The 19,278-nt window shown below is 73.7% G+C and carries 16 protein-coding genes and 1 tRNA gene; 5 read left to right on the plus strand and 12 right to left on the minus strand.

The genetic code is table 11. The features are described from left to right. Positions 1–5 precede the first annotated feature (5 nt). From CLV40_RS09545 to CLV40_RS09575, 7 genes are all read right to left on the minus strand, one after another. Positions 6–854: a hypothetical protein gene (locus tag CLV40_RS09545; protein ID WP_104478489.1), complete on the minus strand. Its 849-nt coding sequence runs from the start codon at positions 852–854 to the stop codon at positions 6–8. Positions 855–885: 31 nt separating this feature from the next. Next, the gene (locus CLV40_RS09550) at positions 886–1,776 is read right to left on the minus strand and encodes a serine hydrolase family protein (protein ID WP_104478490.1); all 891 of its coding nucleotides are present in this window, start codon (positions 1,774–1,776) and stop codon (positions 886–888) included. Between the two features lie 145 nt (positions 1,777–1,921). Beyond that, complete coding sequence (gene bcp / locus CLV40_RS09555; RefSeq protein WP_104478491.1) at positions 1,922–2,395, minus strand: thioredoxin-dependent thiol peroxidase; 474 nt, start codon at positions 2,393–2,395, stop codon at positions 1,922–1,924. Positions 2,396–2,415: 20 nt separating this feature from the next. Further along, on the minus strand, positions 2,416–2,958 hold the full coding sequence (locus tag CLV40_RS09560) for a hypothetical protein (protein ID WP_104478492.1): 543 nt from the start codon (positions 2,956–2,958) through the stop codon (positions 2,416–2,418). Between the two features lie 188 nt (positions 2,959–3,146). Then, positions 3,147–3,329, minus strand: coding sequence for a hypothetical protein (locus CLV40_RS09565; protein ID WP_104478493.1), 183 nt, complete (start codon positions 3,327–3,329; stop codon positions 3,147–3,149). 75 nt (positions 3,330–3,404) lie between these two features. After that, on the minus strand, positions 3,405–3,887 hold the full coding sequence (gene smpB, locus CLV40_RS09570; protein ID WP_104478494.1) for an SsrA-binding protein SmpB: 483 nt from the start codon (positions 3,885–3,887) through the stop codon (positions 3,405–3,407). A 73-nt stretch (positions 3,888–3,960) separates the two neighbouring features. Then, positions 3,961–7,443, minus strand: coding sequence for a tetratricopeptide repeat protein (locus CLV40_RS09575; RefSeq protein ID WP_181043408.1), 3,483 nt, complete (start codon positions 7,441–7,443; stop codon positions 3,961–3,963). Between the two features lie 463 nt (positions 7,444–7,906). Here CLV40_RS09575 and CLV40_RS09580 point away from each other — a divergent pair, with 463 nt between their 5' ends. The 3 genes from CLV40_RS09580 to CLV40_RS09590 all read left to right on the plus strand — a co-directional run bounded on the left by CLV40_RS09580 (position 7,907) and on the right by CLV40_RS09590 (position 12,789). After that, positions 7,907–10,123, plus strand: a complete 2,217-nt coding sequence (locus tag CLV40_RS09580; protein WP_104478496.1) for a phospholipase A2 family protein — start codon at positions 7,907–7,909, stop codon at positions 10,121–10,123. Positions 10,124–10,316: 193 nt separating this feature from the next. Then, positions 10,317–12,200: an LCP family protein gene (locus tag CLV40_RS09585; RefSeq protein ID WP_146107979.1), complete on the plus strand. Its 1,884-nt coding sequence runs from the start codon at positions 10,317–10,319 to the stop codon at positions 12,198–12,200. Positions 12,201–12,333: 133 nt separating this feature from the next. Continuing rightward, complete coding sequence (locus CLV40_RS09590; protein WP_104478498.1) at positions 12,334–12,789, plus strand: helix-turn-helix domain-containing protein; 456 nt, start codon at positions 12,334–12,336, stop codon at positions 12,787–12,789. 88 nt (positions 12,790–12,877) lie between these two features. Here CLV40_RS09590 and CLV40_RS09595 read toward each other — a convergent pair. Then, positions 12,878–12,951, minus strand: a tRNA-Leu gene (locus CLV40_RS09595). Positions 12,952–13,108: 157 nt separating this feature from the next. Here CLV40_RS09595 and CLV40_RS09600 point away from each other — a divergent pair. Beyond that, complete coding sequence (locus tag CLV40_RS09600; protein ID WP_104478499.1) at positions 13,109–13,330, plus strand: DUF3618 domain-containing protein; 222 nt, start codon at positions 13,109–13,111, stop codon at positions 13,328–13,330. On the opposite strand, the gene CLV40_RS09605 is transcribed toward CLV40_RS09600, so the two are convergent. Together CLV40_RS09605 and CLV40_RS09610 are read right to left on the minus strand one after the other, a co-directional pair. Continuing rightward, positions 13,331–13,672 (minus strand): hypothetical protein, encoded by a 342-nt coding sequence (locus tag CLV40_RS09605; RefSeq protein ID WP_181043409.1) that lies wholly within the window; start codon positions 13,670–13,672, stop codon positions 13,331–13,333. Positions 13,673–13,816: 144 nt separating this feature from the next. Continuing rightward, positions 13,817–14,506 carry a TetR/AcrR family transcriptional regulator gene (locus CLV40_RS09610; protein ID WP_245931187.1) on the minus strand — a complete coding sequence of 230 codons (690 nt, stop codon included), beginning with the start codon at positions 14,504–14,506 and terminating at the stop codon, positions 13,817–13,819. 78 nt (positions 14,507–14,584) lie between these two features. Here CLV40_RS09610 and CLV40_RS09615 point away from each other — a divergent pair, with 78 nt between their 5' ends. Next, positions 14,585–16,081: a flavin-containing monooxygenase gene (locus tag CLV40_RS09615; protein ID WP_104478500.1), complete on the plus strand. Its 1,497-nt coding sequence runs from the start codon at positions 14,585–14,587 to the stop codon at positions 16,079–16,081. Between the two features lie 80 nt (positions 16,082–16,161). Here CLV40_RS09615 and CLV40_RS09620 read toward each other — a convergent pair whose 3' ends face one another. Further along, complete coding sequence (locus tag CLV40_RS09620) at positions 16,162–18,495, minus strand: ABC transporter permease (RefSeq protein ID WP_104478501.1); 2,334 nt, start codon at positions 18,493–18,495, stop codon at positions 16,162–16,164. Further along, a complete protein-coding gene (locus tag CLV40_RS09625; RefSeq protein WP_104478502.1) occupies positions 18,492–19,205 on the minus strand; it encodes an ABC transporter ATP-binding protein in 714 nt (237 codons plus the stop codon). The genes CLV40_RS09620 and CLV40_RS09625 overlap by 4 nt, the downstream gene beginning before the upstream one ends. Positions 19,206–19,278: the final 73 nt, after the last annotated feature.

The raw sequence follows: 19,278 nt of genomic DNA on the forward strand, positions 1-19,278 counted from the left end.
CACACCTAGGCCAGCGGGAGCACCGCCGCCAACGCCTTCGCCCCCGCGGTCACCGAGGCGATGGCGCGGCTGAACGACACCGACGACGGGTGGTTCGTCATGAGCAGGACGACGTACCGGTCACCAGCGCCCAGGACGCCGGTGGTGTGGACGGCGACGTAGCCGTTCCCGCTGCCCCACGCCTGCTTCACCGCCCACGGCCCGGCGAACGCCGACGGGATGCCGAAGTGCTGGTCGAACCCGTCCGCCGCGACGCGCGGGGCGGCGCGCATCGGGTCGACGAGTTCCGGTGCGCTGCGCAAGAAGTACCGGTAGGTCGCCAAGATGTCGTTGGGGCTCAACAGGGTGTCGCCCCAGTAGCCCGGGACATCCGGTGCCGCCAGCCCTTCCAGCCCCAGCACGGGGCCGGTGAGCTCGGGTAGCCGGTCACCGCCGTGCAGGCCCCACAGCGCGCTGGCGGCGGCGTCGTCGCTGGCGCGCAGCATGCGCGTCACGCGGGACCCGGTGCCGGGCTCACCCGCCACGCGCACCGCGATCAGCAGCTTCACCAGCGACGCGGACCGGAGCCTCCGGTCGGCGTCAACGGAGACCAGCAGGCTGTCGGACGCGCGGTCCCACACCAGCAGCCCCACCTCCGCGCGGGCGGACTGCCGGTGCACAGCCCCGACGACCTCGGCGGCCACGGCGGCCGAGTCGAGTCCCGCGGGTGTCGCGCTCGGGGGCACCAGGGGGCGGGCGAGCGGTGTCGGCGGTGCCGCCGCGGCCGCCGAACCGGTGCACGTCATGGGCATGGCCGAGCCCGCGATCACGAACGGGAGCAACAAAACGGCCAGTCGGGGCCACCGCCAGCGCATGCCAGAAGAACGCCCGGCCGAGTGAAGAAGTTCACGAGATCAGCGGATTAAGCACTCGCGCAACCGCGGTTACCGACTGTGCGGCGGTCTTCCACCGCACTCCCAGAGGGTGTTCGGTGAGCACGATGACCGTGTACCGCCAATCCCGCCCCACCAGCCCGGTGCTGTGCACGACGATGTCGTTGGTGCTGTTCGACCACCCCTGCTTCACCGCCCACTCCGCGGTGATCCCGTCCGGGATCCCGAAGTGCTGGTCGAACCCGTCCGCCGCCGTGCGCGGCGCGGAGGCCATCGCCTCGACCACCAGCGCCCGGTCCGCGGCGGGCAACTCCGCCAGCACGTACCGGTACACCCGTGCGACGTCGCGCGCGGTGAGCAGCACGTCACCCCAGCGCCCCACGATCGCCGGTGGCCTGGTCCCGGTCAGCCCCATGGTCCGAACCATCCGGGTGACCAGGGCCGAGCCGCCCGCGCCGGTCCACAGCGCGGTGGCGATGTCGTCGTCGGAGACCTGGAGCATGACCGCGATCCGCTTGCGGGTCGCGGCGTCCGCGCCCCGGCGCAGCGCGTCGACGGCGATGAGCAGCTTCACCAGCGACGCCGACCGGAACTGCCGGTCCGCGTTCAGCGACACCACGTCCGCGCCGCTCGTCCGGTCCACCACCAGGACCCCGACCTTCGCCGACCGCTCCACCCCGCGCGCGGCGGCGACGAGCGAGTCCGGGTCGACGGCGGTCTTCGGGGGCGGCTCCGGCTGCGGCGACGGCGGCCGGGTGGTCGTGCCGACCGCCGGGGCAGTGGGCGCGGAGGTCAGCGGCGAGATCAGTTGGGGTACCTGGGATCCCCCGGCCGGGGCCCGGGCACAGCCCGCCGCGAGCACGAGGAAAAGGCCCAGCAGAGCGGGAAAGCGGTGGTGGCGCACGCCGTGAGTACGCGACCGCCACCGGGGGAGTTGACCCGTTCAGAGTGCAACTCCCCTGGTGGGGACGGCGTAACGGCACCGGCGGTCGGCCGGTTGCCCGGTCCGGCCGGATTGCCAGGACCTGGCCAGGTCCGTGTGGTTCCCGTCAGATCTTGAGGTCCTTGCGCAGCTTCGCCACGTGCCCGGTCGCGCGCACGTTGTAGAGCGCGTGCGTGACGGTGCCCTCCGGGTCGATGACGAAGGTGGAGCGGATCACGCCCGTCACCGTCTTCCCGTAGAGCTGCTTCTCGCCGTACGCGCCGTACGAGGTCAGCACGGCCTTGTCGACGTCCGACAGCAGCGGGAAGGTCAGGCCCTCCTCGGCGACGAACTTGGCCAGCTTCGCGGGCTTGTCCGGGGACACGCCCAGCACGGCGAACCCGGCGTCGTTGAGCTCGGCGAGGTTGTCGCGGAAGTCGCAGGCCTGCTTGGTGCACCCGGGGGTGGAGGCGGCGGGGTAGAAGTACAGCAGCACGGACCGGCCGCGCAGGTCGGTCAGCGACACGTCGTTGCCCTCGCTGTCGGGCAGGGTGAACTCGGGCGCACGGTCGCCCGCGGCGAGGCGGATCTGGTCAGTCATGCCCCGACGCTAGCGCGGGCTCACGTGCTGCCGTCGAAGACCGTCACGCTCGGCCCGCCCGCCGTGTCCGGCTGGGCGCTGACCAGCACGGACACCGTCTCGGCTGGCACCGCGAAGGCGACCGAGAAGCGCATCGAGCCGCCGGGGGGCACGTCCGAGGCGCCGACCACGCCGGTGTAGCCCTGGGTGGAGTCGATGACCTGCTGGGTCAGCTCGCCGTTGACCATGGCGGTCAGCGAGAGCGACGCCGACCGGTACAGCGCCGGGCCGTCGTTGCGGACGGTCATCTCGAAGCCGACGGCCCGCTTCGCCTCGACCCCGGCCGACGCGGACGCCGACGGGACGAACGACTTGGGCGCCGAGACGGTGATGGTGAGCCCCTCCGCCAGCGGCCTGCGCTCGCCGCTGCGGGTGACCGGGCTGTCGGCTCTGGCCAGTTCGTCGGTGACGCTGGTCGCCCCGGCCGCCGGGGTGGGCTCGGCGGAACCCGCGGCCCCGCCGCCGCACCCGGTGAGGACCACCAGGAGGGCGCAGGTCGCGGCCACCAATCCGACGGTCTTCACGTCTCGTCTGTCTCTTCCTGGCCGGGGACTCGGGGGTACGACTCCACCATGGCGGCCGACCCCCCACCCCGCCGAGTCGAATGGGCCGTTGAGTCGTACCTGGTTCCGCACTGTGGCCGAGCCGTGATCACCGATACACCCGGAGTGACCGCCGCCACTGCGCACAGTACGGGGTACGGGTGACGGGCTCAGGTGGCGAACGCGAACAGCAGGACGAACACACCGACGGCCACCAGCCAGGCGGCGATCAGCCAGCCGAAGTCGCGCCACGGGGAGATCGCGCCGTTGTCCTCGCCGGGGACGTGCACCCCCCGCTCCTCGAACTTGTCCACAAGTCCCAGGAGCGCAGCGAGGAACCTGGGCACGCGCACCCCCCGATAGTGTCACGTCAGGCCGCGTCCGAGGGTGTGCCGTACGCCCCTGTTCCCGGGTTCACCCGGACGGCATCAGCGCGGGCGCTTCCCCTTCGCCTGCCGGGAGAACGCCTTCGCGATCTCCCGCTCCGCGTCCCGCTTGGCCAGCGCCTGGCGCTTGTCCCAGGTCTTCTTGCCGCGCACCAGGCCGAGTTCGACCTTCACCCGGCCGTCGGCGAAGTACAGGGAGAGCGGCACCAGCGACAGCCCGCTCTCGTGCAGCCGGATGTCCCACTTGTCGATCTGGCGGCGGTGCAGGAGCAGTTTCCGCACCCGCCGCGGCGTGTGGTTGGTCCACGTGCCCAGCGCGTACTCGGCGATGTGCAGCCCGCGCAGCCACACCTCGCCGTCGTCGATGGTGGCGAAGGAGTCGACGAGCGAGACCCGCCCGAGCCGCAGGCTCTTGACCTCGGTCCCGACCAGCGCGACGCCTGCCTCGATGGTGTCGAGCACGGTGTAGTCGTGCCACGCCCGCCGGTTGGTGGCGATCTTGTTGTCCGACTTCGCCTTGCTCATGGGGCGGAATCGTAGGTCAGAAAAAGAATGCGACGAAAGCCATTTGCTCCGCGCCTGCCGTCCATTCCTGCACCTAGCCTGCGGTGAACGCGGCGAGCAGCGCGCGGACGTGCGCGGCCTCGGGGACGCCGAGGCGCTCGAAGAGGGGGAGCGCGGTCTGCCAGTCGGTGACCGCGCCCGGGCGGTTGCCGGTCAGCTGGCGGACCAGGGCGCGCACGTGCCGGGCCCGCGCCTCGGCGAGGCGCTGGCCCGTGCGGATCGCGATGGTGAGGCCCTCCTCGATGTGCTCCGCCGCCGAGGCCGGGTCGCCGCCGTCGAGGTGCGCGTGCGCCAGCTCGGTCAGCGCCCTGGCCTCCAGCAGCCGCATGCCGGTGTCGCGCATCAGCGCCAGGGCGCTGGTCCCGTAGTCGATCGCGGACCGGGGGTCGCCGGTGCGGCGGTAGAGCGCGCACAGGCCGGTCAGCACGGACGCCTCGCCGTAGCCGAACCGGATCTCCCTGGCCAGGCCCAGCGCCCGGGTGTAGTGGGTGGCCGCCGAGGACCACTCGCCCGTGCGCTGCTGGATGGTGGCCAGGATGTCCAGGCCGCTCACCTCATGGCGGCGCTCGCCCAGCTGCCGCCCCGCCTCCATGGCCTTGCGGACCTGGGTGGCCGACGCGGCGTAGTCGCCCGCGTCGCACCCGGTCTCGGCCAGGCAGATGAGCATGCTCACCTCACCGTGCCGGTACCCGTACCGGCGGCAGATCGCCATGCCCTCCCGGTAGCGCTGCGCGGCCCTGGGCAGCTCGCCCATCGCCCACAGCGCCAGGCCCAGGCCCTGGCAGGCCGCCGCCTGCACGTGCCGGTTGCCGATCCGCGTGCTCAGCTCCAGCGCCTCGGTGTGCCGGTCGATCGCCTGCTGCGGGCGGCCCAGCGACAGCGCCGTGCCGCCCAGGTAGTTCAGCGCCCCCGCCTCGCCGAACCGGTTGCCGATCACCCGGTTCAGCTCCAGCGCCTGCTCGTAGAACGCCGACGCCTGCGCGGGCTGGCCCAGCTGCGAGTGCGCCCGGCCCAGGTTGTGCAGCGCCGCCGCCTCGACGATCCGGTTGCCGGTCGACTGGCTCAGCTCCAGCGCCCAGCGGTGGCTCTCGATCGCCGCCACGTAGTCGCTCAGGTTCGTGTGGATGAGCCCCAGCAGGTCGTGCACGGACGCCTCCGCGTCCAGGTCCCTGGTCGCCCGCGCCGCGGCCAGCGCCGCCTGCCCCACGACGAGCCCGTCCGCCCCGTGGCCCCGGTTCCAGAAGTACTGCCGCAGCGCCTCCGCGAACCGCCACGCGTACCGGTGCAGGTCCAGCCCCGAGGCCGCCGTCGCCGCCGCGACCAGGTTGCCGCGCTCGGCGTCGAGCCAGGCGATCGCCCGCTCCTCGGCCCCGTGCTCCGGCAGCGCCCCCACCCGCCACAGCACGGAGCTGTGCGTCTCGATCTCGCTGAGGTAGTGGTCGAACAGCGCCACCACGGCCTCGGTGCGCTCGGTCTCCGCGTCCTCCAGCGCGGAGCGGCCCGACGCGTACTCGCGCAGCAGGTCGTGGAAGGTGTACCGGCCGCGGCTGTGCTCGCGGATCAGGTTGCCGTGGTCGAGCACCCGCAGCAGCCGGGTCACGTCGCCCGGCGGCAACCCGCTCAGCGTCCCGGCGGCCGCCGCGTCCACGTCCGCCCCCGGCACCAGCCCCAGCAGCCGGAACAGCCTGCGCGCCGCGGGCACCAGCTTCTCGTACGACAGGTCGAACGCCGCCCGCACCGCGCCGGACTCGTCGCCCGCCACCGTCAGCCCGGTCATCCGGCCCCGCTCCCGCAGCTCGCGGGTGTAGTCGGCGATGCTCACCAGCGGCCGGATCGCCAGGTTCGCCCCGGCGATGCGCAGCGCCAGCGGCAGGTGGCCGCAGATCGACGCCATCTCCGCCGCCGCGTCCGGCTCCCGGCGCATCCGCCCCACCCCGACCAGCCGCCCCAGCAGGTCGATCGCCTCGCCCGGGTCCAGCACGTCGAGCGGGATCTGGTGGGCGCCGTCCTGGGCGGTCAGCCCGGTCAGCCGGTCGCGGCTGGTCACCAGGACCAGGCAGCCGGACGAGCCCGGCAGCAGCGGCCGCACCTGCTCGGCGGCGGCCGCGTTGTCCAGCATCACCAGCACGCGCTTGCCGGTCAGCAGCGTCCGGTACAGCCCGGCCGCCTCGTCCGGGTCCAGCGGCACCCGCTCCGGGGCCACCCCCAGCGCGTGCAGGAACCGGACCAGCACCTCCTGGGTCGTCAGCGGCATGCCGGGCGCGTACCCGTGCAGGTTCACCGCGAGCTGCCCGTCCGGGAACCGGTCCCGGGCCCGGTGCGCCCACCGCAGCGCCAGCGCCGTCTTGCCGACACCGGCCGTGCCGGACAGCGCCACGATCACCACGCCCGGGCTGCCGTCCACCCGGTCCAGCAGGTCGTCCAGCCCCGCCAGCGTCGCCGCGCGGCCCACGAAACCCGGCGTCTCCGCGGGCAGTTGGGCGGGCGGTCGCTGGGCGACCGGCTCCGGCAGCGGCGGCGGAGGGGCGGGCCGGTCGCGCAGCACCCGCAGGTGCGCGTCCTGGATCTCCAGGCCCGGCTCCACGCCCAGCTCGTCGTCGAGCCGGGCGCGGATGTCGGCGAACACCCGCAGCGCCTCGGCCTGCTCGCCGCCGCCCGCCAGGCCGAGCATCAGCCGGGCGTGCAGGCCCTCGTGCAGCGGCTCCTCGTGCGCCAGGTGCCGGATGACCGCCACCACCCGGTCGTAGCGGCCCAGGGCCAGCGCGACGTCCGCGTGCGCGGTGGCCACCTCGCGCCTGCGCGCGGCCAGCGCGACCGCGGCCGGGTGCCCGCGCAGCCCCGCGGGCAGGTCGGCCAGCACCGGACCGCGCCACAGCGCCAGCGCCTCGTCGAACAGGTCGGCGGCGGTGTCGGCGTCCACGGCGCGCACCAGCTTCGCCTGCCGGGCCAGGTCCTCGAAGCGCAGCGAGTCGAGCTGGTCCGGCTTGACCGCCAGCCGGTAGCCCGCCTGCGTGGCGCGCAGCACCTCGGCGTTGCGCTTGGACGCCTCGGTGAGCAGCTTGCGCAGCCGCGACGCGTAGGTGTGGATCAGGCCCTGGCAGCTGTCCGGCGGGTCGTCACCCCAGAGCACGTCGATGATCTCCGCGCGGCTCACCGGCTGGTTCGGGTGCAGTGCGAGCAAGGCCAGCAGGCAGCGCTGCTTGAGCGCGCCGACCGGCACCTCGCGGCCGCCCTGCGCCACGGTGAACGACCCGAGCAGCCCGAGCCCCAACGCTTGCGGCCGCACCGGTTTCGCGGGCCGCGCGGCGCCGTCGGCGAGCGCCTCGGGGGTGACGCCGAGCGCGGCGGCGAGCCTGCGCAGCGAGTCCGCGCGGGGCATGCCGACCGCACCGCGCTCGATGTAGCGCAGCGCCCGGATGCTGACCCCGGACCGCTCGGCGAGCTGCTGCTGGGTGAGGCCGACCCGGGTGCGGTGGGAGCGGAGGAGCTCGCCGAACGCGCCGGGCGGGTCGACCATCCTGCCCCCTCGCGCTTGGTCCGGGTGCCGCACGGTTGTGCGGAGAACTTGCCGCCGATCCGACAACGGAGTTGCCGGTTGCCCATCGTAGTGCATCTGCTACCCGGATCACCCCAGGTGGATGGGGTCGCGCGCGGCCCCGAGGGGTACCGGCGCCGGTACAGGCAGGCTGCCGGCCCGCCCCGTAGCGTGTGGTCGGGGTGAACCGGGGGTCCGCGGGGGGACCTCGTGGCGCGGCGTCCTGGGGGTGCGCCGTGCCACGGACCCCGGTTCACCCCCGAGGTCACGGGGGACCGGTAGCCTGCCCTGGGGAGCGAGTCCGCGAGACCCTCCCGCGAGCGCGCGTCACCGCACACCGGCACCGCCCGGTCGTGCCGATCGAGACACCCGGTCGCCCCGGCACCGTGACACCCGGGCGCACCGCGGCAGGCAACCGAATCCCCGGCGACACATCCTGGAAAACGTGCCCGACAACGTGCCCGACAACGTGACGACACCCGCCGCCACGCGGCCACCGGCCCGCACGACCGACCCGCACGACCGGTGGGTCCGGATCAGACTGCGCGGCCGCGTCGGCTGGCTGCTGCTCGTCGTGCTCGTCGCCGCCGGGTTCGGCGTCGTCGCCTCCCGCTCGCCCAGCGAACCGACCACGGCCCCGACCGGTGCGGTGGCCCAGGCCGCCGCCGCGGTCGACGCGCTGCTGCACCCCGAGTCCGGCCGCGACCCGATCGCCCTGCTGCCCGCCGACTTCACCCGCGTCTCCGGCGTCGTGCCGGGGCGGCTCGCGGCCCCCGACGGCACCACCCGCGCGGTGCACGTCGACGGCGGCTGCTCGACGCCGTGGGGCGACGACAACACCCGCTGGGACTTCTCCGTCGGCTGCAAGGCCCACGACCTCGGCTACGACCTGCTCCGCTACGCCGCCGCCCAAGGGCAATCGCTGGACCCGGAACTGCGCCGCGGCCTCGACGAGCGGCTGTCGCTGGACATGCACGGCCAGTGCGCGCGCAACCCGCGCGGCTCCGGCGCCACCTGCGGGCTGGTCGCGTCGCTGTTCACCGCCGGTCTGGTCGCCAACTCCTGGCACCAGCGCTGGGGCCCGCCGCGCGCCGAGCCGATCGGCGCGTGGACGGTGGCGCTGCTGGTCGTCGCGCTGCTGCTCGCGGTCCGCGTCCCCGCCTTCGCCCGCCGCCGCACCGCCCTGCCGCGCAGGCACCGGCCGCTGGGCGCCCGCGACGGCGACCGGGCCGCCTACCTGGGGTTCCTGCGGGTGGCCGCGCTGAGCGCGATCGTGCTCGCCGACACCGTGCTGGCCTTCGCGCCGCTGCTGGGTCTGTCCGGCGCCGCGCTGTGGCCGATGACCTGGCTGCTGCAGCTGGTGCCGCTGTTCTTCTTCGCGGGCGGCGACTCGAACCTGCTGGCCTGGAAGGCGGCGGTGGCCGACGGCTACGGCTACGGCGGTTACCTGGCGGGCCGGGTGTGCTGGCTGATCCGGCCGGTGCTGGCGCTGGTCACCGCCTGGCTGGTGGTGCCGCTCTCGCTGGACCTGCTCGACACCCCGGACGCGGGCATCGACGCCTTCGGCAGGCTCATCGCCCAGCCGCTGTGGCTGCTCGGCCTGTACCTGCTGGTCGTCGGCGCCACCCCGGTCATGCACTGGCTGCACCGGAAGTTGCCGGTCGCCACCCCCGCCGCGCAGGCGCTGACCGTGGCCGGGCTCGGCCTGTTCGGCTCCGGCACCACCGCGGCCTACGCGGGCGGCATCGTGCTCGCCGCGCTGTTCGGGCAGCTCTCCTTCCACTACGCCGACGGCGCCTTCGACGCCGTGCCCCGCCAGGCGCTGGCCCTGGTCGGCGCGGGCGCGCTGGGCGGGCTGGTGCTGCTGACCGGCGTCGGCGGCCACACCCGCGAGCTGATCGCCGAGCCCGCGGGCACGGCCAGCTTCGTGCCGTCCGCGCTCGGCGTGCTGCTGCTCGGGCTCGCGCAGGTCTGCCTGGTCGTCGCACCGCGCGCGGCGCGGGTGCGGCTCGTCGCGCACGGCGGCCTGGCCCGCGCGGTGTGCCGGGTCCGGTCGGCGCCGATGACCCTCTACCTGGTGTACCTGTGCGCGATGCTGCTGGTCGCGGGCCTGATCGGGGCGGCGGGCACGGCCGGGCTGCCGACCACCGCGGTCGACTGGCTGGTCCGGCCCAGCACGCTGCTGGCGCTGGCCCTGCTCGGCGTGCCCACGGTGCTGGTCTACCTGCTGTTCGAGTGGCGGGCCCGGCACGAGCCCGACGGGGAGCGCCCAGACCGGCCGCCGGTCAGCCGCTGGGACCCGGTGGCCGCCGCCGTCGGCACCGGCTACGGCGCGCTCGGCGTGATCGGCTTCGCGGTCAGCGGGCTCACCGGCACCCACCACGGCACCGCGCTGTTCGGGCTGCCGGTCGACCCGATGGCCAGCATCATCCACCTGCTGCTCGGCTGGTACCTGCTGCACTCGGTGCGCGTGCACAGCACCTCGACGCCGTGGCCGTGGCTGCTCACCGCGCTGGCCTGCTGGCCGCCGATGACCGCCGCGCAGGGCCCGGTCGTCGGCGTCTACGGGGCCACGGCGGTCGTCGCCGCGGTGGCCGCGACCGCCGCCGCGCTGCCCGCGCTGGTCCGCCGGATCCGGGTGCTCAGACCCGTTGGCGGGTGACCCGATAGGGGCCGGTTCGCGGTAGCGGGACGCGTGCCGTGACGACCCCCACGCCGTCGTGTGTCAGGCTACGGCGGTTCCGGGCACAACCTGGCAACGGCACAGAACGTCTTGATTGGGTGGGCGCGGTGACGGCGCCGAGGCCGTGAGCACGGCCCCCGCAGCAGCAGTGGCGCGACAGGGAGGAACGGGCGTGGACTACCGGCCGCCGAGGTCAGGAAGCGGTGCGGGGCAGGGCGATCGACCCGTTCCGCCGCGCGGCCCGGCGTCCGCGCGCCGCGTGCCCCCCGGCTCGGGGCGCGCCGAGCAGCGGGACCAGCCCGGCCGCCAGGCCCCCCGCCCGAACCGGGACGCGGCGCGGGACTCCCGCGACGGCGCCCGCCCGCGCCCGGAGCGCCGACCCGAGGTCCCCCGCCAGGGGGCCCGCTCGCCGGAGTCGCGCGCCACGCCGCCGCGCCCCGGCCAGGGGCAGCAACCCCGCCCGAGCTCCCAGGCCCGATCGGACCGGTCCGACGCCCCGCGCCCGGCCGCGGCGCGCGCGGAGGCGCGGCCGGAGTCGCGCACCCGGGTCGACCTCGACCGCGAGCGCCCCCGGGCCCGCGCCGCGTCGAGCGGGCGCCCCGCCGCGCGCGTGCGCCCGCGCCGGACCGGCGCCAAGGCGGGGGTCGCCGTGCTGTCGGCCGCCGTGCTGGTCGTCACCGGCTACTACTGGCGGATCGCGGACTCGTTCGCCGACGGCCTCACCACCGCCGACGTCATCGAGGCGGCGGGGGAGAAGCCCGCCGACGGCGCCACCGACATCCTCATGGTCGGCATGGACAGCCGCACCGACGCGCAGGGCAACCCGCTGTCGAAGGAGCAGCTGGCCATGCTCAACGCGGGCGTGGCCGACGGCGTGCTCAACACCGACACCCTGATCATGATCAGGATCCCGAACGACGGCGGGAAGGCGGTCGGCCTCTCCATCCCGCGCGACTCGTACGTGAGCACCGCCGAGTTCGGCAAGCACAAGATCAACTCGGTGTACGCCCGCGCCAAGCTGCGGGCCCGCCAGCAGCTGCAGAAGGAGGGCCTGGTCGACCCGCAGCTGGAGGTCAAGTCCAACGAGATCGGCGCCAAGGCGCTCATCGACACGATCCAGAAGCTGACCGGCGCGCAGATCGACCACTACGCCGAGGTGAACCTGCTGGGCTTCTACGACATCACCAACGCCATCGGCGGCATCGACGTCTGCCTGGTCAAGCCGGTCAAGGACAGCTTCTCCGGGGCGAACTTCCCGGCGGGCCCGCAGACCCTGCAGGGTGCCCAGGCGCTGGCCTTCGTCCGGCAGCGGCACGGCCTGCCCAACGGCGACATCGACCGGATCAAGCGCCAGCAGGTCTTCATGGGCGGCATGGCCCGCAAGGTGTTCTCCGGCGACGTGCTGGCCCCCGGCTCGGCCCTGCTGGGCCAGTTGCAGCAGGCGGTCACCAAGTCGGTCGTGCTCGACCGCAACTGGGACATCATGCGCTTCGCCCAGCAGATGATCTCGGTGACCGGTGGCAACGTGGGCTTCCAGACCATCCCGCACGGCAGGCTCGACCTGCCGACCCCCGACGACGGCAGCGCGGTCGAGGTCGACCCGGCCGAGGTCAAGGCCTTCGTCGGCGGCCTGCTCGGCGGTGGCGCCCCGCCCGCGCCCGGCACGGGCACGGGCGCCCCGAGCGAGACCCCGCAGGCGGCCAAGCCGACGGTCACGGTGCTGAACACCACCGCCCGCTCCGGGCTCGCCGCCCAGGTGTCCAAGACGCTCAACGACAAGGGCTTCAAGACCGGCGAGGCGGGCACCGCGGCGGCCCGGGCCAAGTCGGTCATCCGGTACGCCAAGGGCGAGGAGGCCGCGGGGCAGGCCGTCGCGGACGCGCTCGGCGGCGACCTCGCCGTGGAGGCGGACGCCAACCTGAGCAAGGGGAAGGTCACCGTCCTGATCGGAAAGGACTTCCCGGAGTCCACCGACGGCTTCGCAGGGGCGCCGCTGCTCGACTTGAGCCCACGGCTCGCCACGCTGCAGCAGCCTGGCCCAGAGTGCGTCAACTGAGCAGTTTTCACCCGGTTTTCCTCACCCGTTCGGAGCAACTTCACCCGAACTCGCGTAAGGCGGGCGGGGTTGCCCGCTTCCACAGGTGAGGCGTCGGAGCCGGTGGCCGCACGCCGTGGGAGAAGGGGCGGACGTGCGCATCGATGGGGCGACGTACCAGCGGGTCCTGGGGGACGAGATCCGCAGGCTGCGCAAGCAGCGGGGCTGGACGCGCAAGGAGCTCAACGGCAGGTTGCAAAGTGACATTTCCCTGCAAACCCTGGCCACCTACGAGCTGGGGACGCGGCAGGTGTCGGTGGTGCGGTTCGTGGAGATCTGCGTGGCGCTCGACGCCCTGCCGCACGACCTGATGGCCCGCGTGCACGACCGGGTGTTCGCCGACACGCCCATCGGTCGGGTCCGGGTCGACCTGCGCCGCGCGGTGGCCGACACCCGGCCGCAACTGCTGCCGCTGCGCCGCTGGGCCGCGGAGCTGCTGGCCGAGCAGGAGGAGGTGCACCTCGACCGCGCCGCCCTCGACCGGCTGGCCGAGCTGTGCGACACCGACACGGCCACCCTCATCACCATCCTCAACGAACTGTCGGCCTGACCGAGCGCGGGCCTGCTCCCCGTTCGCTCCCCGACGGCGCCTGAAACGGACACGGCCCGACCAGCTGCTGCTGGTCGGGCCGGGGTCGTGGGGCTGGAGAGACTCGAACTCTCACTGGCACGGACCTAAACCGTGTGCCTCTGCCAATTGGGCTACAGCCCCGCAGCCAACTCCGGATCGTGCGGTCAACTTGTGGTTTCGGGGTGCGAAGCCGTGGTTGCCACCTCGGCTCAGCCTAATCGGCGTGGCCCGTGCGCGGTGCGGGTGGTCCGTGATCTACCGTGGTCCCTGCCGAAGGCGTGCTGTGCGAGGAGGACATGTGGCCCGCGACCCCGACACCATCCAGCGTGAGATCGAGCAGGCGCGGGACGCCCTGGCGGCGACGCTGGACCAGCTCGGCGCGAAGGCCAGCCCGAAGAAGCTGGTCGAGGACGCGAAGGTCAGCGCCAAGTCCACCCTCGACGACCCGCGGGTGAAGTACGCGCTGATCGGCGTGGGTGTGCTGGTCGGCCTGCTGGTCGTGCGCAGGCTGTTCCGCTAGCTAGGCCATCGCGGCCGGCGGCGGCGCCTGGCTGGCGGGCTCGCTGGGGGCCGTGGGCTGCGGCGGGATGGTGTTCGTCGCGTCGGTGTCCGCGGGGTCGTCGGTGAGCCCGAGGCGGGCGGACAGGTACGCGGCGGTGAAGTCGACCGCGTCGCCGTTGAGGGTGTGCACGACGGTGCGCTTCTTGTCGCCCTGGGCGATCTTGTCCACCAGCTGCTCGGCGCGGTCGCGCGCGGCGATCAGGCCGCGGGCCGTCGCGGTGAGGGTCTGGCCCTTGCCCCTGACCTCCACGGTCCACTCGTCGCCGTCGGGGGTGTAATTGGCCAGGATCGGTTCGTACATCGTCTGCGCCCCTCTGCTCCGGGCTCCGCGGGGCCGCACGCCGCGCGCCCCGCACCAGGCAGTCAACCCGCACCACCGTGTTTTCGCTCGTCGATCGGTGTCGGGGCGTAACGGATTCCCTGGTCGGACCACCCGTGTGAGCGATTACCCGCTGGTCGGGGCGTCGATTCCCCGGTCCACGGGCGTCCAGGTCGGACTGTCCACTGTGCCGTCCACTGTGTCGTCCGGACCGGGGTCCAGCATGGACCGCAGCCCGGTCCACAGCACCCGCATGAGGTGGTCGGCGGCCTGCTCGGCGGTCACGTCGTCGCGGCCGACGTACCACAGCGACAGCCGCTCGCAGGCGCCCACGACGACCTGCGCGGCGGCCTCGAGGTCGAGCCGCGGCGCGTGCGGCAGGAACGCCGAGAACAGCGCGATGTCGATCTCCACCTGCTGCTGCCTGCCCGCCTCGACCTCGGCGGTGGCCGCCGGTCCGGCGACGGCCGCCTCGTTGCGCAGCACCAGCGACCAGGAGCGCCTGCGGGCGTCGGTGAACCGGAAGAAGGCGACCAGGCCCCGGCGCAGGGCGTCCTCGGGGCCCGCCGCGCCGACGACGGCCGCCGTGGTGGTCGCGGCCAGGTCGGCCCGCGCGGCGCGGATGCAGGCCACGAGCAGGCCCTCCTTGGAGCCGAAGTACTCGTAGAGCATCGGCTTGGAGATCCCGCAGCGCTCGGCGATCTCGTCCATGGACGCGGCGACGAAGCCGCGTTCGGCGAAGATCTCCTCGGCCACGGCGCGCATCTGGGCCTCGCGCTCGGCCCGGGGCACGCGCCTGCGGGGCGTCTCGGTCACGGGTCGACTCTACCGGAGGTAACTTACTTGAAGTAAGGTGAACCACGAGTAACACCCAGTCGATGCAGGAGGACGGGCATGGGCAGCCTCATCCACACCGGTGTGGTGGTCGTCGGGACCGGGTTCTCCGGCATGGGCATGGCCATCCGGCTGCGCCGCGACGGCCGCGAGGACTTCGTGGTGCTGGAGAAGGCGCACGACTTCGGCGGCACCTGGCGGGACAACACCTACCCGGGATGCGCCTGCGACATCCAGTCGCACATGTACTCGTTCTCCTTCGAGCAGAAGTCCGACTGGAGCCGCTCGTTCGCCCCGCAGCCGGAGATCTGGGACTACCTGCGCGGCGTCGCCGCCAAGTGGGACCTGGCCCGGTTCACCCGCTTCGGGACGGAGGTCACCGGGGCCCGCTGGGACGCCGAGGAGTGCCGCTGGCACGTGGCCACCGCGGGCGGCGACACCTACGTCGCCCGGTTCCTGGTCGCGGGCGTCGGCGCGCTGCACCTGCCGTCCATCCCGGACCTGCCCGGCATCGAGCGGTTCCAGGGCGCCGCCTTCCACTCCGCGCGCTGGGACCACGACTTCGACCTGGCGGGCAAGCGGGTCGCGGTGATCGGCACCGGCGCCAGCGCGGTGCAGTTCGTCCCCGAGATCGCCCGGCGGGTGGCGAGCCTGACGCTGTTCCAGCGGACGCCGCCGTGGGTGATGCCGAAGCCGGACCACGAGATGCCCGACTGGGCGCGGCGGGTGTTCGACCGGGTGCCGGGGGCGCGGCGGGCGTACCGGAACGCGCTGTACTGGGTCAACGAGGTCCGGGCCGTCGGGTTCAACGGCCACCCGGGCGTCCTGCGGCTGGCGTCGAAGCTCGCCGAGCGCAACATCCACCGCGCCGTCAAGGACCCCGAGTTGGCCGCGCGCCTGACCCCCGACTACGTCATGGGCTGCAAGCGCGTCCTGATCTCCAACGACTACTACCCGACCTTCAACCGCGACAACGTCCACCTCGACACCTCGGGGGTCGCGGAGGTGCGGGAGCACAGCGTCGTCGGCCACGACGGCCGGGAGCACCCGGTCGACGCGATCATCTACGGCACGGGCTTCCACGTCACGGATTCCTTCGACTACCTCGACATCACCGGCCGCGACGGGGTCGACCTGGCCAAGCAGTGGCGCGAGCACGGGATCAACACCCACCTCGGCATCACCGTCGCGGGCTTCCCGAACCTGTTCTTCCTGCTCGGCCCCAACACCGGACTCGGCCACAACTCGGTCGTCTTCATGATCGAATCCCAACTCCGCTACATCACCGACGCCATGCGCCTGGCGGACCGCCACCAGGCCGAGGCCATCGACGTCCGCCGCACCGCCCAAGACCACTTCAACACCGAAATCCAGCGCAAACTGGCCAACGGCATCTGGACCCGGGGTGGCTGCCAGAGCTGGTACCTCGACGCCAAGGGCGTCAACCGGACCATCTGGCCGGGCTTCACCTGGCGCTACTGGCTGCGCACCCGCCACGTCGACGCCGCCGATTTCGAACTCATCACCCGCACCCGCCGCTTGCCCGCCCACGCCTGACCGTCGACGCACACCACACCGGAATGGGCCATTCCGAGGCGGGCGACCCATTCCGGTGTGGTGTGCGAACTCCCCTATTCCTATTCGCTCCGCAAAGCCGCCGCGATGGTCATGCGGGCGGCGCGGCGGGCCGGGACGAGGGCGCCGAGGACCGCGATCCCTACGCCCGCCAAGGGGAGCAGCACCAGGGTTGGCGCGTCGTAGACCGAGAGCAGCAGGTCCGGGACCACCGACAGCAGCAGGTCCGGTGAGTTGATCGGTGCCGCCGCGTGCACGACCACCCGGTGGACCACCATCCCGAGCGGCAGGCCGATCAGCCCGCCGACCAGGCCCAGGCCCGCCATCGACGTCACCACCATCGACGTCACCTGGCGCGGTGTCATCCCGACGGACTTCAGCACCCCCAGGTCCCGCCGCCGCTCCCGGGTGTTCAGCACGACGGTGTTGAACACCCCCAGGGCCGCGATCCCGCCCAGCAGCAACGTCAGCAGGGTCGCCGTGCTGATGATGACCACCGCCTGCGACGACGTGCCCCCGCGCGGTGGCGTGACCCGGATGCCCGGGTCCCCGGCCGCCACGGCCCTGGCGAAGGCGTCGCGGTCGGCGTCCGGGTCGAGGGTGACCTGGTACGCCGTCGCCCGCGACCCCGGGAGCAGCGACTCCAGGGTCTCCCAGGTGCCCAGGACCGAGCCGGTCACGTTCTCCAGCACGACCCCGACGATCCGGACCGGCACCCGCTTTCCCCTCTGCTCCAACGTCGTCGTGTCGCCCAAGGCCAACCCCGTCTGCGTCAGGAACTTCGCCGACACCGCGACCTCACCACCCCGCGCGGGCCACGCACCGGCCCACACCCGGGGCCGCACCGCGGACGCGTCACCCCGGTAGAAGCGCACCACGTGCGTCTCGTTCCCACCCACCAGCCGCACCAACTGCTGCGAAGACGCCACGACCCCCAGCACCCCCGGCGCGGCGCGGAGCACCGCCTCGTCCTGCGCGTCGCCCAGCCGGGGCGCCAGCTCGCTCAACGGGTCGTCGGGTCCGTCCGCCGGGGTGCCGCCCGGGACCGCGGCCATGACGTCCACCTGGTTCGCGCGGGTCGGGTTGGCCGCGTCCCGGAAGGCCGTGACCGACAGCGTCACCCCGACCGCGAGCGTCACCGTCGCCACGCCCAGCACCACGGCCGCCGCGGTCAGCGCGCTCCGCGCGGGACGGGCGAACGGCACCCCCAACCCGAGGCTGACCGACCTCGGCAACCGGGTCCCGCTCAGCGCCCGCTGCACCCGGGGCGCCCGCCGCGCACCCGGCCGGGAACCCGCGCTGATCGCTGCCGCCGCAGGCTGCCGCCGCGCCCGCAACGCGGGCAGCAGCGCCACGACCGCGACCAGCGCGGGCATCCCCACCAGCACCGCGAGGTCGACCCACCACGGCACCCCGGTGTCCGCGACCCCGAACCCCTCCACCGCGTCCCGGACCAACGGCCCACCGACGAGGTCGCCGGTGCACACCCCCAATGCGGTCCCGACGACGGCGGGCGCGGTCACCATCACCAGGTACACGGCCATCACCTGGTTCGGCGTGTACCCGAGCGCCTTGAGCACCCCGATGTGCCGGTACCCCGCCACAACGGCCCCGCTGACCAGGTTCGCCACGCTCAGCACGGCGACGGCCAGCCCCAGCGCCCCGAACACCGTGAGGAACGGGACGTAGACCCCCGCCTCCTGCGAGAACCGCTGCTTCACCGCCAGGTACGACTGGGTACCGAGCAACGGCAGCCCGGTGGAGACGCTCGCCTCGCCGCGGCTGATGTCCGCCGCCGTCGCGTGGTCGACGAGCCGGTACAGCATCTGCGAAGCCGTCGACCCCCACGCGGTCGCCTGCTCCGGCGTTACCCAGGCGTCGGCGGTCTGGCTGACCGAGAACGCGAGCCCCACAACGGTGACCGAGCCGCCACCCGCCAGGTCGACGACCCGGCCGGGCGCGACCGGCGCCCCCGGCGGCAGGTTGAGCACGATCTCCCCCGGACCGCCCACCCACCGACCGCTCCAGACGGTGACCCGGTCCACGGCCCCGGCCGGGTCCGCCCGCCCGACGGCGGTCAGTTCGCCCGCCACCCCGAAACCGCCGCCGTCCGCCGCCTCGACACCGGCCAACGCGTACGGCCCCGCCGCCGCCTCGACCCCCGCCCGACCGCTCGTCCCCGCGAGCCGGTCGACCGCCGAGGAGTCGAACACGGCCGCCAGGTGCGCGCCGCGCTGCTCGTCGTGCGCCCGGTCGAACGGCGCGGCCGACGAGGCCAGCAACCCCAACGCCATCACGACAGTCGCGGCCGAAACCCACACCACGACACCGATGACGACCGTCTGCAACATCCGGCGCCGCACCGCCGCCCGCGCCACCCGCCACACCGCGTTCACGACCGCGCCACCGCGCTCTCCCGCGCGATCCGCCCGTCGACGACCTCCACGACCCGGCTCGCGCACCGGGTGGCCAGCCGCTGGTCGTGGGTCACCAGCAGCAGCGTCTGGCCGATCTGGTTCAGGTCCAGCAGCAGGTCCATCACCTGCTCCCCGGACCGGCTGTCCAGCGCGCCGGTCGGCTCGTCGGCCAGCAGCAGCGCGGGCCGGTTCACCAGCGCCCGCGCCACCGCGACCCGCTGTCGTTCGCCACCGCTGAGCTGCGCGGGGTACGTGTCGCGGCGCCCCGCGACGCCCAGCTCGTCCAGCAGTTCCAGCGCCCGCCTGCGGGCCTGCGGCGCCTTGGTGCCGGTCAGCTGCGCGGCGAGCGCCACGTTGTCCAGTGCGGGCAGGTCGTCGAGCAGGTTGAAGAACTGGAACACCATCCCGATCCGCCGCCGCCGGAACAGCGCCAAACCGGTCTCGCTCAACCGACCCAGGTCCTCCCCGTGCACCGCGACCGATCCCGAGGTCGGCCGGTCCAACCCGGCGACCAGGTTCAGCAGCGTCGACTTCCCGCTCCCCGACGGCCCCATCACCGCGACCGCTTCCCCCGCGCGGATCTCGAGCGACACACCGTCCAGCGCGACCGAGTCGCTGTACTCCTTGCGGACGTCGGTCAGCCCGACCACGACCTCACCAATGGGCCCGCCGGCGATGTCACTGTGCATGTCGGCAATCCTCGACAGCGGCGCCCCCGATGGCATCCGCACCGGGAGGTAACCCGGCCGCGACTGTCATCCC

The organism is Actinokineospora auranticolor (assembly GCF_002934265.1).
Taxonomy (GTDB): Bacteria; Actinomycetota; Actinomycetes; order Mycobacteriales; family Pseudonocardiaceae; genus Actinokineospora; species Actinokineospora auranticolor.